This window comes from Streptomyces sp. NBC_00876, from assembly GCF_045207435.1.
In the GTDB taxonomy this organism is placed as follows: Bacteria; Actinomycetota; Actinomycetes; order Streptomycetales; family Streptomycetaceae; genus Streptomyces.
On the sequence record NZ_CP108800.1, the window covers coordinates 1,779,745 to 1,794,144 of the forward strand.

Below are 14,400 nucleotides of genomic sequence, written 5' to 3' on the forward strand. Positions count from 1 at the left end.
GAAAACCTACGCCACTGCGCGAGCGCTTCAGGCGCTGGGCCCGTCGTCGCGCGGTTGCCGTACCGCGCGCGTCCGGCCGGGGGCCCGGTCCGGGGGAGGGTGAGGACAGGGACCGGGTCGGTTCCGAACGGAAGACCCTAGGCTGTCGCCATGCTTTCGGAACCACGCTCAGGGCTGCTGGCCGCTTGGGGCAACGCGCTGCTGGCCGGGCTCGTGTCGCCGGACGACGCGGCGCTCACCATTGTCGGGGAGGACGCGGTGCACCGCGTCGAGGGGCTGCCGGGCGAGGCGGGGCCGGTCGGTCTCACGCTCGCCCTGGGGCGGCTGCGCGGTCTGGGGGTGACGGGCTTCCGGGTCGCGCTGCCGGTTCCCGGGCATCCGCTGGGGCTCAGCGGGCCGGCGGAGTTCAACGCCCGGGCGCTGGAGGCCGAGGAGGCCGTGGTCACCTACGGGGCGCCGTACGGGCTGGTGCCCGAGGTGCGCGAGGCGGGGCCGGCCGGGGATCTCCACGTGAACGTGATGTGGCACTGCCTGGCGGTGCGGGAGGCGCCGCCGGCCGATGTGCCGTCGCTGGGTGAGGCGGAGCGGGAACTCGCCGAGGCGTTGCGGGATGCGACGGCTGTGCTGTCGCGGCTCGATGTGGCCGGTTCCGGGCCGGTGGCCGAGGCGGCGGTGGACGCGTACCGGGCGCGGGCGGAGCGGGGGCGCGAGGTGCTCGCCCCGGGGTATCCGCCGCGGGCGGTGCGGGTGCTGGAGCTGGCGCAGCGGGTCGGGCTGCTGGTCTCGGTGGCGCAGGAGAACGGGCACGGCGGTGCGGTGAGCGCGTCGGAGATGGCTGCGCGCGGGGATGCGTTGCGGCCGGTGGAGCGGGTGGCGCGGCGGGCGCAGGTCGCTGCCTACAACGCGTATGTGGAGGAGCGGGCGCGGTAGGGGCGGCGTGATGGCGCCGGCCCGTCCCCGGTGGGACGGGCCGGCGCCATCACCGTGTGTGCGTGGCGTCAGCCGTTCAGGCCGAAGTTGCCGAACGCCGGGTTGAGCAGGCCGATCACGTTGACCGTGTTGCCGACCACGTTCACCGGGATGTGGACCGGGACCTGGACGAGGTTGCCGCTGGCCACGCCCGGGGAGTGGGCCGCGACCCCGTGGGCACCCGCGCCGCTGTGCCCGGTGGCGGAGGCCGCGCCGGCACCGGCGGCGATGATGCCACCGGCGATCATGGTGACGGCAGCAGCCTTCTTCAGGTTCTTCACTTCAGGATCCTCCTAGCGTCGCTGCGGCCAGCCGCCGCAGCACGCCATGAAGAACGCCCCGGGCCGAAAGAGGATGCGCCGTTCGGGTGACGTACACACGGGAGTGTGAAACCTGGGCCGGGGAGGTGACGCCGTGTTTCGTTCGCCTGTTCAGCCCGCCGCCCCGTTCCGGACGGCCCAGAGGGCCGCCTGGGTCCGGTCCGACAGGTCCAGCTTCATCAGGATGTTCGAGACATGCGTCTTGACGGTCTTCTCGGAGAGGACCAGGGCCCGCGCGATCTCCCGGTTGGACCGGCCGTCGGCGATCAGGCCCAGTACCTCCCGCTCCCGTTCGGTGAGGGTGCTCCCCCGTCCCGTACCCGTGCCCGGGCCGTCCTGCGCGAGCAGCGCGCCGGCCACTTCCGGCTGGAGCAGCACATGGCCCGCGTACACCGATCGGATGGCGCCGGCCAGGGCGTCGGGATCGACGTCCTTGTACACATAGCCGGAGGCGCCGGCGCGCAGGGCGGGGACGACGGTGCGCTGTTCGGTGAAGCTGGTGACGATCAGTACCTTGGCCGGGTTCTCCAGCTCACGAAGCCTGCGCAGCGCCTCTATGCCGTCGGTGCCGGGCATCTTGATGTCCATCAGCACCACGTCGGGCCGCAGCTCCTCGGTCCTGGCCACTCCTTCGGCGCCGTCGGATGCCTCGCCGACGACCTCTATGTCGTCCTGGATCTCCAGGAACGTACGCAGACCGCGGCGGACCACCTGGTGGTCGTCGACCAGCAGCACCCTGATGATCCTGTCAGCCACCGGGTACCTCCATCTCGATCGTCGTGCCCTTGCCGGGCTCGGATTCAACGGTGAGCGTCCCGCCGACACCGCTCGCGCGGTCCCGCATCGAGACCAGGCCCAGATGTCGCCCCGCCAGGCGGGTGGCCGTCGGCTCGAAGCCGCAGCCGTCGTCGGTGATCCGCAGCACCGTGCCGCTGCCGCGGCGGCCGAGGGTGACGTCCACGTGCCCGGCTCCGGAGTGGCGCAGGGCGTTGTGCAGCGCCTCCTGGGAGACCCGCAGCAGGGCCTCCTCGTGGGCTGCGGGCAGGGCCCGTACACCCACGCTCCCGAAGGTGACGCGGGCCGTGTGGGCGCGGTCCAGGACCTGGATCTGGGTACGGAGGGTGGCGATGAGGCCGTCCTCGTCGAGCGCGGCCGGGCGCAGCTCGACGACGGCGGCACGCAGCTCGTCCACCGCCTCCGCCGCCAGGGCGGCGACCTGCTGGAGCTCTCCCTTGGCGCGGACCGGGTCGCGGTCGACCAGGGTGGCGGCGGCCTGGGCGGTCAGCCGCAGGGAGAACAGCTTCTGACTGACGGCGTCGTGCAGCTCGTGGGCGAGCCGGGAGCGTTCCTCGGCGATGGTGAGCTCGCGGCTGCGCTCGTACAGCCGGGCGTTGGTGAGCGCGATCGCCGCGTGCTGGGCGAGGATCGACAGCAGTTCCTCGTCCTCGGCGGTGAACCCGCAGCTGCCTTCGGGCTTCGGGCAGCGCTTGTTGGCGAGGAAGAGGGCGCCGATGATGTCGTCACCGTCCCTGATGGGCAGCCCGAGGAAGTCGGACATGTCGGGGTGGGCGTCGGGCCAGCCCTCGAAGCGCGGGTCCTTGCGGACGTCGGCCAGCCGCTCGGGCTTCGCCTCGTGGAGCATGGCGGCGAGGATGCCGTGCTGGCGCGGGAGCGGGCCGATGGCCTTCCACTGCTCGTCGCTGACGCCGTCGACGACGAACTGGGCGAAGCCGCCGTGGTCGTCGGGGACCCCGAGGGCCGCGTACTCGGCGTCCAGCAGTTCGCGGGCCGAGGCGACGATCGTCTTCAGGACGTCCCGCATCTCGAGGTGCCGGCTCATGGCGAGCAGCGCGGCACTCACCGCTGCGAGGCCCGACGGTGGGCGATGGCTCATGGCCTCAACCTACCGGCGGCCCGCCCGCCGGCGTATCGGCCTGTCGGCGGCCTCCGCTTAGGGCGCAGGGACTAGGTCCTCTCGTTCGGATCGCGCCGGGCCCGCGGGGCCCGGCAGGCCCGTCCGGCCCCTCCGAACGCCTCTTCGCACCCTTCAATGGACCGGATTCTCACACTCCGCATTGCTGACGCAACGACTGGTGAGCTTGTTACGCGGTCGATGTGAGGCCGCACATAGGACCCACGTCACTTACGAAGCGCCTTAGTGGAGACCTGAGGGCGATAGGGGTGGGCATGAGCGCGGGCCGTCACGTACGAGCGCGGTGGCGATCCACTACCCGGCTTCGTACGTCACACCTTTGCCACAGCATTTTGCTGTCGCTAAGAATTGCACTCGTCCCCGACGGAGATGCGAAGCCGCCTCCCGTCCTCGTCCTCCGTGAGGACCCCAGCGATTCGAAGAGGTAAGCCTGTATGTCCGCGTCCAGCATCCCCGGCCGTCTCCGTCGCCTGAACAAGACCCAGAAGCTCTCCGTCGCCGGCATCTCCGCCGTCGCCGCCGCTGCCCTCTCCTTGTCGCTGGTGCCGGGTAACGCCCAGGCCGAGACCGAGCCTCAGGCACTCTCCGCCGCCCCGGTGGTCTTCGCGTCCGCCGCCGGTGCCCCGCAGGCCAGGACCATCCAGGCCAGCATCATCGAGCAGCACTCCACCGCCGAGCAGCTGGTCAAGGCCGCCGACGCGGCGAAGGCCAAGAAGGCCGCCGCCGTGAAGGAGAAGGCCCAGGCCGCCTCGAAGGCCGAGGCCAAGAAGGCCAAGGCCAAGGCCCACCACGAGGCGAAGGTGAAGGCGGCCGCGAAGGCCAAGGCCGCCTCGAAGGCGAAGGCCAAGAAGGCCGTCTCCACGCGCACCACCCAGGCCGCCAGCCGTTCCGAGGCCCGTACCCCCGTCTACGCGAACAACCTGGACGGCTGGATCAGCGAGGCGCTGTCCATCATGCGCGCCAACGGCATCCCGGGCTCGTACGACGGTCTGCACCGCAACATCATGCGCGAGTCGACCGGCAACCCGAACGCCATGAACGGCTGGGACGTCAACGCCCAGAACGGCACCCCGTCCATCGGGCTGCTCCAGGTCATCCAGCCCACGTTCAACGCGTACCACGTCTCCGGCACCCCGTCGAACATCTACGACCCGGTCGCCAACATCACCGCCGCGGCCAACTACGCGGCCGACAAGTACGGCTCGATCGACAACGTCAACAGCGCGTACTGATCCGTTCCGGACCACGCCGAAGGGCGGCACCCCGTGTGGGGGTGCCGCCCTTCGGCGTCGTGCGGTGTGCCCGGACAGCGGTTACTTGCGCATGACCTCGGGCTCGTGGCGGCGCAGCAGTCGCGCGACCGCGAAGCCGCAGATGGTGCCGAGGAACAGCAGCACCGCGATGTTGATCCCCCACTGGCCGGCCGTGTGCTCCCACAGCGGGTCCAGGTCCGTGGGGTTCTTCTGGTCCCACGGCGGCATGAGGTGGGCGAGGTCGAGTGTCGAACCCGCGGCCGCGATGGCCCAGCGGGACGGCATCAGCCAGGCGAACTGCTCCAGGCCGGGCGATCCGTAGACCTGGAAGAGGATGCCGGTGAAGACGACCTGGACGATCGCGAACATGACCAGCAGCGGCATGGTCTTCTCGGAGGTCTTCACCAGCGAGGAGATCACCAGGCCGAACATCATCGAGGTGTAGCCCAGCGCGATGATCGTGACGCAGAGCTCGACGGCCGGCGGCATGATCAGGCCCTCGGCCGGCAGGTCGCGGGTGGCGAAGCCGATGCCGCAGATGATGACGCCCTGGAGGGCCGTGATCGCGCCGAGAACGATCACCTTGGACATCAGGTAGGCGGAGCGGGACAGGCCGGTGGCCCGTTCCCGTTCGTAGATCACCCGCTCCTTGATGAGCTCTCGTACGGAGTTGGCCGCTCCGGAGAAGGTCATGCCGACCACGAGGATCAGCATGATCGTGCCGGCGTCGCCGTTGAACCTGGACGGCGGCTTGGGCGGGGCCAGGCCGAAGTCGGCCGGAATGACCACGCTGACGATGCCGAGCACCGCGGGCAGGATCACCATCAGGCCCATGAAGCCCTTGTCGGACGCGATCACCGACACATAGCGGCGCATCAGCGTCCACAGCTGCGTCATCCAGCCCTGCGGCTTCGGCGGACGCATCTGCTGATGCGGCGGCATGTGTACGGGCTGCGCGGCGACGGCGTCGATGTCCGCGGCGTACATCTGGTAGTGCTGCGAACCGCGCCAGCGGCCCGACCAGTCGTAGTCGCGGTAGTTCTCGAAGGCGGAGAAGACATCGGCCCAGGTGGTGTAGCCGAAGAAGTTGAGCGCCTCCTCAGGCGGGCCGAAGTAGGCCACGGCGCCGCCCGGCGCCATCACCAGGAGCTTGTCGCAGATGGCCAGCTCGGCGACCGAGTGCGTGACGACCAGGACGGTACGGCCGTCGTCGGCCAGGCCGCGCAGCAGCTGCATGACGTCGCGGTCCATGCCCGGGTCGAGGCCGGAGGTCGGCTCGTCCAGGAAGATCAGCGACGGCTTGGTGAGCAGCTCCAGGGCGACCGAGACCCGCTTGCGCTGGCCGCCGGAGAGCGAGGTGACCTTCTTGTCCTTGTGGATGTCGAGCTTGAGCTCGGCGAGGACCTCGTGGATCCGGGCCTGGCGCTCGACCTCGGTGGTGTCCGCGGGGAAGCGGAGCTTGGCCGCGTACTTGAGGGCCTTGGTGACCGTGAGTTCCTTGTGCAGGATGTCGTCCTGCGGGACCAGCCCGATGCGCTGGCGCAGCTCGGCGAACTGCTTGTAGAGGTTCCGGTTGTCGTAGAGGACGTCGCCCTGGTTGGCGGGCCGGTAGCCGGTGAGCGCCTTGAGCAGGGTGGACTTTCCGGAACCGGACGGGCCGATGACCCCGATCAGCGACTTCTCCGGGACGCCGAACGACACGTCCTTAAGGATCTGCTTGCCGCCGTCGACCGTCACCGTGAGGTGGCGGGCCGCGAAGGAGACCTCACCGGTGTCGACGAACTCCTCGAGCCGGTCGCCGACCAGCCGGAAGGTCGAGTGACCGACGCCGACGATGTCGTTCGGGCCGATGAGCGCCGAACCGGACTTGGAGAGCGGCTGGCCGTTGACGTACGTGCCGTTGTGGGATCCGAGGTCACGGATCTCGAAGCGGCCGTCGGGCGTCGCGTGGAACTCGGCGTGGTGCCGGGAGACCTGGAGGTCGGAGACGACCAGCTCGTTCTCCAGCGCTCGGCCGATGCGCATCACCCGGCCGAGGGCCAGCTGGTGGAACGTGGTCGGGCTGCGGTCCCCGTACACCGGTGGCGCCCCCGCGGCGCCGCCGCTGTGCGGCGTCGGTGGCATGCCCTGCTGGTGCGGCACGTGGGGCTGCTGCGGCGGGGCCTGGGGGCTGTTCTGCCAGGCCTGCGGCTGCTGGGCGGGCTGCTGCTGCCAGCCGGGTCCGCCCTGCTGGGGCTGTGACGGCGGGGCCTGCTGCGGCTGGACGGGCGCGTTGACGCCCGCGGCGGCCTGCCCGCTGTACATACCGGCGCCGGCCGCGGCGCCGCTGAGACTCACCCGGGGCCCGTCGGTGGCATTGCCCAGGTTCACCGTGGACCCGGGCCCGATCTCCATCTGATGGATCCGCTGGCCCTGTACATAGGTGCCGTTGGTGCTGCCGTGGTCCTCGATGAACCAACTGTGGCCGCCCCAGCTGATCGTGGCATGCCGCCACGACACTCTGGCGTCGTCGATCGTCATGTCGCCCTGCGGATCGCGTCCGAGGGTGTACGACCTGGACGGATCGAGCGTCCAGGTCCTTCCATTCAATTCCAGTACGAGTTCCGGCACTCCGCGCCCCACTAGTTGTCCCCCGAGTCACCCCCGTTGCAGGGAGTCTAGGGATGCTGAACATCGTGGCGAACTATTCCAGGAGCAGTCCCCGATACGAAAGCCGGGCGGCGCAGGGTGACCGCACCGAGACCTGGCCGGCCGGGCCTCCGGCCGGTCGAAACGCTCCTGTTCCGTCGTAATAGGCCACGAGAGACGGCAGACCGCTCGCAAGGGGAATACCGGGTGCCAACGGGCGGGCTGTCCGGTCCTCGGGACGGGCCGCCGGGGGCCTGACGCGGACCGATACGGTGGGGACACCATGAGCGCATCTCAGCCCCCTCAGCCCTCCCCGTCTCCTGAGCACCCTGAGTCACGTCAGGGCGTGGACACACCGACTCTTCTCGTGAAGATCTTCGGGAAGGACCGCCCCGGAATCACCGCCGGGCTCTTCGACACCCTCGCCGCCTACTCCGTCGATGTCGTCGACATCGAGCAGGTCGTCACCCGTGGCCGCATCGTCCTGTGCGCCCTGGTCACCGCTCCGACCGCGGGCGGGACCACCGAGGGTGACCTGCGGGCGACCGTGCACAGCTGGGCCGAATCGCTGAAGCTGCAGGCCGAGATCATCTCCGGTACGGGCGACAACCGGCCCCGCGGCGACGGACGTTCCCATGTGACGGTGCTCGGGCACCCGCTGACCGCGGAGTCGACCGCCGCCATAGCGGCCAGGATCACCTCGACCGGCGGGAACATCGACCGGATCTTCCGGCTGGCGAAGTATCCGGTCACCGCGGTCGAGTTCGCGGTGTCCGGCACCGCGACCGCGACGCTGCGCACCGCGCTGGCCACCGAGGCCGCCGGGATCGGCGTCGATGTGGCGGTCGTCTCGGCCGGGCTGAGCCGCCGGGCGCAGCGGCTCGTCGTGATGGACGTCGACTCGACGCTCATCCAGGACGAGGTCATCGAGCTCTTCGCGGCCCACGCCGGGTGTGAGGCCGAGGTCGCCGCGGTGACCGAGCAGGCCATGCGCGGCGAGCTCGACTTCGAGCAGTCGCTGCACGCGCGGGTGGCGCTGCTCGCAGGTCTGGATGTGTCGGTGGTGGACAAGGTCCGCTCCGAGGTCCGGCTGACGCCCGGCGCCCGCACCCTGATCCGTACGCTGAAGCGGCTCGGCTACCAAGTGGGCGTCGTCTCGGGCGGGTTCACGCAGGTGACGGACGATCTGCTGGAGCGCCTCGGGCTCGACTTCGCCTCTGCCAACACCCTGGAGATCGTCGACGGGAAGCTCACCGGCCGGGTGACCGGGGAGATCGTCGACCGGGCGGGCAAGGCCCGGCTGCTGCGCCGCTTCGCCGCGGAGGCCGGGGTGCCGCTGTCGCAGACGGTGGCGATCGGTGACGGGGCGAACGACCTGGACATGCTGAACACCGCGGGGCTCGGGGTCGCCTTCAACGCCAAGCCGGTCGTCCGCGAGGCCGCGCACACGGCGGTGAACGTGCCGTTCCTGGACACCGTGCTCTATCTGCTCGGGATCACCCGCGAGGAGGTCGAGGCCGCCGACGGCCTCGTCGAATAGGGATACCCGCCCCGGGCCGCCGCGAGAATCCGCCGCCCCCGGCCGCGACGGCCCCGGCAGCACGAAGGGCCCCGGTGCGCAAGCAGGAGCTTGTGCACCGGGGCCCTTCGCCGGTCCGGCGGGGTCAGTCGTTGGGGTTCCAGTACTCGAGGAGCTTGCCGACCCCGTGCTCCACGCTCTTCCAGGTGCCGGTGAACTCGACGACGGCGAACGCCGCGGTCGGGAATCCGCCACGGGCCATCCGGGCCAGGGCATCGCCCTCGGCCGCGCCCGAGAGCGCGTCGGCGACCGCGTGCATGCCGGGATTGTGGCCGATCACGAGCAGGTCGGCCACATCGTCCGGGGTCTCGTTGAGCAGAGCGATCAGCTCGCCGAGCGAGGCCTCGTAGAGCCGCTCCTCGTACACGGTCCTGGGGCGCTCGGGCATCTCGTGCACGGCCAGCTTCCACGTCTCACGCGTTCTGAGGGCGGTCGAGCAGAGGGCCAGATCGAAGACGATCCCGGAGTCGGCGAGCTTGCGGCCCGCCACCGGGGCGTCCGTGCGGCCGCGCTCCGCGAGCGGCCGCTCATGGTCGGAGTCCTGCGACCATTCCGCCTTTGCGTGCCTGAGAAGGACGATCCTGCGAGGTGTATCGACGCTCATGCGTCTCAGCTTCGCATGAAATGTGCCACCTGGCGCAGGGTGTTGGAGGGCTCCCCCACTGCGGGTGACGGGCGTCAGCGGGTGAACAGCTCCACGATTCGCTCGAGCAACCGGCCGACGGCCGGATCCCCCGTGGCGGCGTGCGCCTGGCCCGGTCCGGCGATCAGCAGGAGGAGCACGGCGAAGGCGACGGCGGGCAGTGCGACGGCCCACCACGGCAGCCGGACATCGACGCCGGCCGTATCCGGGCGGGTGGACCGGTTGTGCGCAGGGGCCGGCATGTCCGCCTCCGTGGGTGCTGGGTCTCGATACTCGAACCTACGGATCCGGGGGCGCCGCCCCCATCCGGTAAGCCACCCACTTCACCCTGACCCTGGCCCCCTAGGGGATGGTGGGGCCAGCCCCACCATCGCGCCGGGAGCCCTGTGTCACGGAGAGGCGATGGAGGCGATGATGCCGACGACGACCGTGATCAGCAGCATCGCTCCGAAGACGAGGAGCAGCTTCTTCTGACCGTTCTGGGGATTCGGATCGAGCACAGGAGACATGGCCCCAGTCTCGCATCTCAGCATTCGTCCTCGATCGTCCGGTCCCGGCCTGCGATGATGCCCGCCACCATCTGCGGCACCATCAGGGCCGCCATCAGCGCGATCGGCAGCCCCCAGCCGCCGCTGTGCTGGTAGAGCACGCCGACCAGGAGCGGGCCGGGGATCGAGATCAGATAGCCGGTGGACTGGGCGAACGCGGACAGCCGGACCACTCCGGCACCGCTGCGCGAGCGCATGCCGATCATGGTGAGGGCGAGCGGGAAGGCGCAGTTCGAGATGCCCAGGAGCAGCGCCCAGGCCCAGGCGCCGCCGGCCGGTGCGAGGTAGAGGCCGGCGTAGCCGATGAGGCCGCAGGCGCCGAGGAAGACGACGATGGGGCCCTGGTTCTTAATCCGGGCGGCGACCCGCGGGATGACGAAGGCGAGCGGGACGCCCATGGCCATGGTGACCGCGAGCAGGACTCCGGCGGTGCCGGCCGACACCCCGGCGTCACGGAAGATCTGCGGCATCCACCCCATGGTGATGTAGGCGGCGGTGGCCTGGAGGCCGAAGAAGCAGGCGAGGCCCCAGGCGGTGCGGCTGCGGGTGATCCTGAGGGCGGGAGCCTCCTGCCGGTGTTCCGCGGGCTGTCCGGGGGCGCCGGTGCGGTCCCGTACCAGCGGGATCCAGGGCAGGATCGCGGCGGCGGCGAGCGCGGCCCAGATGCCGAGACCGGCCTTCCAACTGCCGCCCATCGCCTCGGTCATGGGCACGGTCACGGCGGCGGCGAGCGAGGTGCCGAGGGCCAGGGCCATGGAGTAGAGGCCGGTCATGGAGCCGACGCGGTCCGGGAACCAGCGCTTGACGATCACCGGCATCAGGACGTTGCTGACGGCGATGCCCATGAGGGCGAGCGCGCTCGCGGCGAGGAAGCCGGCCGTGCCGCCGACGAGGGGCCTGATCGCCAGGCCGGCGGCGATGGCCACCATGCCCGCGCAGACGACCGCGCCGGGTCCGAAGCGGCGGGCCAGGCGCGGCGCCATGATGCCGAAGACCGCGAAGCAGAGCGGCGGTACGGAGGTGAGGACCCCGGCGACGCTGCCGCTCATGTGCAGCCCGTCACGCACCTCTTCGAGGAGGGCACCGAGGCTGGTGATGGCGGGGCGCAGGTTGAGTGCGGTGAGGACGAGCCCGACGACGACCAGACGGATCAGCCACGGCGCGGGGCCGGCCTGCGGGGCGGGAGCGCCGGTGCGGGGGGCCGCCGGGGTGGCCGGACTCATCGTCCGGGTCACGGTCTGGGGAGAGGTTTCGTCGTCACGCATGGGGCCATCATAGAATCATGGGATGATTGATTGTCCATTCCGCTGATCCCCTGAGATCATTCGGATCCCCCCGGGAGCGGCGGAACGGCCCCCGCACTCCGGCCCGCGAGCAAGGAGCACCATGACGCTGACGTCTCCGCGGCGTTCGGCACTCGCCGACCAGGTGATTGCCCAGCTGAGGAACCAGATCACCTCGGGCGAGTGGCCCGTGGGTTCGCGCATCCCCACCGAGCCCGAACTGGTCGAGCAGCTCGGGGTGGCCCGCAACACCGTCCGCGAGGCGGTGCGCGCGCTCGCGCACAACGGCCTGCTCGACATCCGGCAGGGCTCGGGGACCTATGTGGCCGCCACCAGCGAGCTGGCCGGGGTGATGCACCGCCGGTTCGCGTCCGCCGACCCGCGCCACGTGGCCGAGCTGCGCTCGACGCTGGAGTCGTCGGCGGCGCGGCTGGCTGCCGCCCGGCGTACCGAGCGGGACCTGAAGCAGCTGGACGCGCTCCTGCGGCGACGGGAGGAGACCTGGGCCGCCGGGGACACCGAGGCGTTCGTGGCGGCGGACGCGACGCTGCACCTGGCCGTGGTCGCCGCCTCGCACAACGACGTACTGACCGGGCTCTACGCCGACCTGGGCGATCTGCTGCGGGACTATCTGCGGGTCGACGTCGGCCATGAGCTGCGGCCGGAGAACCACATGGACCACGGGCGGCTGGTCGAGGCGATCCGCGCCGGCGACGCGGAGACGGCCGCGGCCGAGGCCGCGAGCCACGCGCTGAACTGCCTGGTGGACCGGGTCTGACGGCCTCAGGACCTCAGGGCACCTTGGCGGTCTCGTCGGAGTGGGTGACCCAGGCGGCGCCGACCTCTTTCCAGCAGCGGTCGTCCAGCCGTACGGTCCGCCCCGGGCGGACGTCGACCGGCTCGGAGTCGGCGTCGATGTCCCACCAGCGGGCGCATTCGGTGTGCAGCTGGACGCGGTCGGTGGACGGGTAGGGGTTGTGGCAGTAGGCGACGACCCGGGATCCGTGCACCGCCGTACGGCACTCGGCGCCGGAGGGTTCGGGGTCGGGCGCGGGAGGTGCGGCCGCCCCTACGGCGCCGACGTGTCCCGCCGTGTACAGACCGGCGGGCACGAGCAGCCCGGCGACGACGGCGGAGGCCGCCAGCAGGGATCGGGTTCGGGTTCGGTGACGTGTGCCGTGCACAGCGATCTCCTCCCCTAGGGCCTGTCCGGCAGATCAAGGCCGGGGTCACGACCTCCGGCACGGCACCTCGCCGCGTCACCGGAACGCCCTGATAGCTCCGCTATGAGGACGTTCCGGCGCCTTGCGATGCACCGCACCGGACGCCGCACCCTGCCCGACCCCGATCCGCCGGACAGGCCCCAGCCTGACCAGAAGTCCGGTTCCTCCACATTCTGCGGTGGATCGACCAGGTTTTCGACCTGAGCGCCGGGAGGCCGGGCGGGGCAAGGCAAACGGCCGCCCACCACCTCCGGAGAGGCGGTGGGCGGCCGGGGTGCGAGAAGGGTCAGGCACCCATCATGTGCACGCCACTGTCGACGTGGATGATCTCGCCCGTCGTCCTCGGGAAGAAGTCCGAGAGCAGCGCGACGATGCCGCGGCCGGCCGGCTCCGGGTCCTTCATGTCCCACGCCAGCGGCGCGCGGGTGTTCCACACGTCGGCGAGCTCACCGAAGCCCGGGATGGACTTGGCGGCCATGGAGCCGATCGGTCCGGCCGAGATCAGGTTGCAGCGGATGCCGTCCTTGCCCAGGTCGCGGGCGAGGTAGCGGGAGGTGGCCTCCAGCGCGGCCTTCGCCGGACCCATCCAGTCGTACTGCGGCCAGGCGTACTGCGCGTCGAAGGTGAGGCCGACGATCGAGCCGCCCTCGCTCATCAGCGGCTTGCACGCCATGGCGAGCGACTTCAGCGAGAACGCCGAGACGTGCATCGCCGTGGCGACCGACTCGAACGGGGTGTTGAGGAAGTTGCCGCCGAGCGCGTCCTGCGGCGCGAAGCCGATGGAGTGGACGACACCGTCGAGCGAACCGAGCTCGTCCCGCACCAGCCCGGCGAGCCGGTCCAGGTGCTCGGCGTTGGTCACGTCCAGCTCGATGACCTTGGCCGGCTTGGGCAGCTTCTTGGCGATGCGCTCGGTCAGCGTGGGCCGCGGAAAGGCGGTCAGGATGATTTCCGCGCCCTGCTCCTGGGCCACCTTGGCGGCGTGGAACGCGATGGACGACTCCATCAGCACCCCGGTGATGAGGATGCGCTTGCCGTCGAGAATTCCGCTCATGGTGATCAGTGACCCATGCCCAATCCGCCGTCAACGGGGATGACGGCTCCAGTGATGTACGACGCGTCGTCGGAGGCGAGGAAGCGCACCGCGGCGGCGATCTCCTCGGGCTGCGCGTAACGCGCGAGCGGCACCTGGGCGACGATGCCCTTGCGCTGCTCCTCGGTGAGAGCCTGCGTCATGTCGGTGTCGACGAATCCGGGCGCGACGACGTTGAAAGTGATGTTCCGCGAACCGAGCTCGCGCGCCAGCGACCTGGCGAAGCCGACCAGACCGGCCTTGGACGCGGCGTAGTTGGCCTGTCCCGCCGAGCCGAGGAGGCCGACGACGGAGGAGATGAGGACCACGCGGCCCTTCTTGGCGCGCAGCATGCCGCGGTTGGCGCGCTTGACGACCCGGAAGGTGCCGGTGAGGTTGGTGTCGAGTACGGACGTGAAGTCCTCCTCGGACATCCGCATCAGCAACTGGTCCTTGGTGATACCGGCGTTGGCGACCAGTACCTCCACATTGCCGTGCTTCTCCTCGATCTCCTTGTAGGCCTGCTCCACCTGCTCGGCGTCGGTGATGTCGCAACGGACCGCGAGAACGCCGGCCTCGGTGAGCGCCACGGGCGGCTCGCCGGAGCGGTAGGTGATCGCGACCTTGTCGCCGTTGTCGGCGAAAGCGCGGGCGATGGCGAGGCCGATGCCCCGGTTTCCTCCGGTGACGAGAACCGAGCGGCTCAACGGATCACCCTTTCGATAGCGGTCTGGTACCTCGAAAACCTATCGGTACCACCCGCTTCACGAGGAATCGGCCCCTGACAGCGCCTTACCCCGGGCACTGTGGGGTTCCTACAGTCATGTCCCCGCTCCCGCCGCACACGACGGGAGCGCCGGCCCTTTCCTGCGGCCGCCCGTCCCGCCCGGAAATCGACCGCGACGCCGCGTGGGCCGTGCTTCACTGCCTCGTAAACGATCCGAGGGTA

The 14,400-nt window shown here is 70.5% G+C and carries 15 protein-coding genes; 4 read left to right on the plus strand and 11 right to left on the minus strand.

The features are described 5' to 3' along the window. The first annotated feature begins 150 nt into the window (after nt 1–150). Complete coding sequence (locus OG782_RS07775) at nt 151–930, plus strand: hypothetical protein (protein ID WP_406448662.1); 780 nt, start codon at nt 151–153, stop codon at nt 928–930. A 68-nt stretch (nt 931–998) separates the two neighbouring features. Here OG782_RS07775 and OG782_RS07780 read toward each other — a convergent pair whose 3' ends face one another. From OG782_RS07780 to OG782_RS07790, 3 genes are all read right to left on the minus strand, one after another. Further along, a complete protein-coding gene (locus OG782_RS07780; RefSeq protein ID WP_406448663.1) occupies nt 999–1,250 on the minus strand; it encodes a chaplin in 252 nt (83 codons plus the stop codon). Nucleotides 1,251–1,400: 150 nt separating this feature from the next. Further along, nucleotides 1,401–2,045 carry a response regulator gene (locus OG782_RS07785; protein ID WP_406448664.1) on the minus strand — a complete coding sequence of 215 codons (645 nt, stop codon included), beginning with the start codon at nt 2,043–2,045 and terminating at the stop codon, nt 1,401–1,403. After that, complete coding sequence (locus tag OG782_RS07790) at nt 2,038–3,183, minus strand: GAF domain-containing sensor histidine kinase (RefSeq protein ID WP_406448665.1); 1,146 nt, start codon at nt 3,181–3,183, stop codon at nt 2,038–2,040. The genes OG782_RS07785 and OG782_RS07790 overlap by 8 nt, the downstream gene beginning before the upstream one ends. 473 nt (nt 3,184–3,656) lie before the next feature. Here OG782_RS07790 and OG782_RS07795 point away from each other — a divergent pair, with 473 nt between their 5' ends. Next, nucleotides 3,657–4,454: a transglycosylase SLT domain-containing protein gene (locus OG782_RS07795; RefSeq protein ID WP_406448666.1), complete on the plus strand. Its 798-nt coding sequence runs from the start codon at nt 3,657–3,659 to the stop codon at nt 4,452–4,454. Between the two features lie 81 nt (nt 4,455–4,535). Here OG782_RS07795 and OG782_RS07800 read toward each other — a convergent pair whose 3' ends face one another. After that, nucleotides 4,536–7,097, minus strand: a complete 2,562-nt coding sequence (locus tag OG782_RS07800) for an FHA domain-containing protein (RefSeq protein WP_406448667.1) — start codon at nt 7,095–7,097, stop codon at nt 4,536–4,538. A gap of 289 nt (nt 7,098–7,386) precedes the next feature. On the opposite strand from OG782_RS07800, the gene serB reads away from it, so the two are divergent. Further along, complete coding sequence (gene serB / locus OG782_RS07805; protein WP_406448668.1) at nt 7,387–8,643, plus strand: phosphoserine phosphatase SerB; 1,257 nt, start codon at nt 7,387–7,389, stop codon at nt 8,641–8,643. A gap of 124 nt (nt 8,644–8,767) precedes the next feature. Here serB and OG782_RS07810 read toward each other — a convergent pair whose 3' ends face one another. The 4 genes from OG782_RS07810 to OG782_RS07825 all read right to left on the minus strand — a co-directional run bounded on the left by OG782_RS07810 (nt 8,768) and on the right by OG782_RS07825 (nt 11,138). Then, on the minus strand, nt 8,768–9,286 hold the full coding sequence (locus tag OG782_RS07810) for a SixA phosphatase family protein (RefSeq protein WP_406448670.1): 519 nt from the start codon (nt 9,284–9,286) through the stop codon (nt 8,768–8,770). 74 nt (nt 9,287–9,360) lie between these two features. Then, nucleotides 9,361–9,567, minus strand: coding sequence for a hypothetical protein (locus tag OG782_RS07815; RefSeq protein ID WP_406448672.1), 207 nt, complete (start codon nt 9,565–9,567; stop codon nt 9,361–9,363). A gap of 147 nt (nt 9,568–9,714) precedes the next feature. Beyond that, complete coding sequence (locus tag OG782_RS07820; RefSeq protein WP_276607279.1) at nt 9,715–9,825, minus strand: SGM_5486 family transporter-associated protein; 111 nt, start codon at nt 9,823–9,825, stop codon at nt 9,715–9,717. A 26-nt stretch (nt 9,826–9,851) separates the two neighbouring features. After that, on the minus strand, nt 9,852–11,138 hold the full coding sequence (locus tag OG782_RS07825; protein WP_406448674.1) for a CynX/NimT family MFS transporter: 1,287 nt from the start codon (nt 11,136–11,138) through the stop codon (nt 9,852–9,854). A gap of 121 nt (nt 11,139–11,259) precedes the next feature. On the opposite strand from OG782_RS07825, the gene OG782_RS07830 reads away from it, so the two are divergent. Further along, complete coding sequence (locus OG782_RS07830) at nt 11,260–11,934, plus strand: FadR/GntR family transcriptional regulator (RefSeq protein ID WP_406448676.1); 675 nt, start codon at nt 11,260–11,262, stop codon at nt 11,932–11,934. A 13-nt stretch (nt 11,935–11,947) separates the two neighbouring features. Here the strand turns inward: OG782_RS07830 and OG782_RS07835 are convergent, their stop codons facing one another. The 3 genes from OG782_RS07835 to fabG form a co-directional block, all read right to left on the minus strand. Continuing rightward, complete coding sequence (locus OG782_RS07835) at nt 11,948–12,340, minus strand: hypothetical protein (RefSeq protein ID WP_406448678.1); 393 nt, start codon at nt 12,338–12,340, stop codon at nt 11,948–11,950. 325 nt (nt 12,341–12,665) lie between these two features. Then, nucleotides 12,666–13,433 carry an enoyl-ACP reductase FabI gene (fabI, locus tag OG782_RS07840; RefSeq protein WP_406448680.1) on the minus strand — a complete coding sequence of 256 codons (768 nt, stop codon included), beginning with the start codon at nt 13,431–13,433 and terminating at the stop codon, nt 12,666–12,668. Nucleotides 13,434–13,438: 5 nt separating this feature from the next. Next, entirely contained in the window at nt 13,439–14,158 is a 720-nt protein-coding gene (gene fabG, locus OG782_RS07845) for a 3-oxoacyl-[acyl-carrier-protein] reductase (protein WP_406448682.1), read from the minus strand. Nucleotides 14,159–14,400: the final 242 nt, after the last annotated feature.

What these genes read in the sequence shown, in the direction of transcription:
- OG782_RS07815 (WP_406448672.1), bottom strand. Translation starts at nt 9,567, where the DNA reads ATGCCGGCCCCTGCGCACAACCGGTCCACCCGCCCGGATACGGCCGGC.
- OG782_RS07795 (WP_406448666.1), top strand. Translation starts at nt 3,657, where the DNA reads ATGTCCGCGTCCAGCATCCCCGGCCGTCTCCGTCGCCTGAACAAGACC.
- OG782_RS07830 (WP_406448676.1), top strand. Translation starts at nt 11,260, where the DNA reads ATGACGCTGACGTCTCCGCGGCGTTCGGCACTCGCCGACCAGGTGATT.
- serB (WP_406448668.1), top strand. Translation starts at nt 7,387, where the DNA reads ATGAGCGCATCTCAGCCCCCTCAGCCCTCCCCGTCTCCTGAGCACCCT.
- OG782_RS07775 (WP_406448662.1), top strand. Translation starts at nt 151, where the DNA reads ATGCTTTCGGAACCACGCTCAGGGCTGCTGGCCGCTTGGGGCAACGCG.
- fabI (WP_406448680.1), bottom strand. Translation starts at nt 13,433, where the DNA reads ATGAGCGGAATTCTCGACGGCAAGCGCATCCTCATCACCGGGGTGCTG.
- OG782_RS07790 (WP_406448665.1), bottom strand. Translation starts at nt 3,183, where the DNA reads ATGAGCCATCGCCCACCGTCGGGCCTCGCAGCGGTGAGTGCCGCGCTG.
- OG782_RS07825 (WP_406448674.1), bottom strand. Translation starts at nt 11,138, where the DNA reads ATGCGTGACGACGAAACCTCTCCCCAGACCGTGACCCGGACGATGAGT.
- OG782_RS07810 (WP_406448670.1), bottom strand. Translation starts at nt 9,286, where the DNA reads ATGAGCGTCGATACACCTCGCAGGATCGTCCTTCTCAGGCACGCAAAG.